The 866-nt window shown below is 67.1% G+C and carries 1 protein-coding gene; it reads right to left on the bottom strand.

The genetic code is table 11. The annotated features are described in order from the left end of the window. A partial coding sequence (locus JYA52_RS00200; protein ID WP_205651155.1) for a sugar phosphate isomerase/epimerase family protein occupies nt 1-866 on the bottom strand: 866 nt, incomplete at both ends.

Raw genomic sequence — 866 nt, 5'->3', positions numbered from 1 at the left:
GCGGGGAAGTCGAACTTCTTGAGCGCGGCGAGGGCTTCGGGGGCGCCGTGGAGGCGGTCCATGCGGGCGTCCTCCCATTCGATGGAGATGGGGCCGGTGTACCCGATGGCGGTGAGGGCGCGGAAGGAGGATTCCCACGGGACGTCGCCGCGTCCGGCGGAAACGAAGTCCCAGCCGCGGCGCGGGTCCCCCCAGGGCAGGTGCGAGCCCAGGACGGTGTTCCGGCCGGTGGGGCGGAGCTTGGTGTCCTTGCAGTCCACGTGGTAGATCCGGTCCTTGAAGTCCCAGATGAAGGAGACGGGGTCGATGCCCTGCCACATGAAGTGGGAGGGGTCCCAGTTGAGCCCGAACGCCTCGCGGTGTCCGATCGCTTCGAGGCTGCGGACGGTGGTCCAGTAGTCGTAGGCGATTTCGGAGGGGTGGACTTCGTGGGCGAACCGGACGCCGCATTCGTCAAAGACGTCCAGGATGGGGTTCCAGCGGTCGGCGAAGTCCTGGTACCCGGCGTCGATGACTTTCTCCGGGACGGGCGGGAACATCGCGACGTACTGCCAGATGGAGGAGCCGGTGAATCCGACGACGGTGTCCACGCCGAGGGCCTTGGCGAGCCGTGCGGTGTGTTTCATTTCCTCGGCCGCGCGCGTGCGGACGCCCTCGGGGTCGCCGTCGCCCCAGACTTTGGACCCGACGATGGCTTCGTGGCGGAAGTCGATGGGGTCATCGCAGACGGCCTGGCCCTTGAGGTGGTTGGAGATGGCCCAGACTTTGAGGTTGTACTTCTCCAGCACGGCGAGTTTGGATTCGGCGTAGCCGGGTTCGTCCCAGCGCCAGGCGTCCAGGTGGTCCCCGGACACGGCGATTTCGAG

The sequence above is a fragment of the Arthrobacter pascens genome, from assembly GCF_017052465.1.
GTDB classification, from domain to species: domain Bacteria; phylum Actinomycetota; class Actinomycetes; order Actinomycetales; family Micrococcaceae; genus Arthrobacter; species Arthrobacter pascens.
The sequence above is the reverse complement of the archived record's forward strand: the minus strand, read 5'-3'. Positions and strand labels throughout refer to the sequence as shown.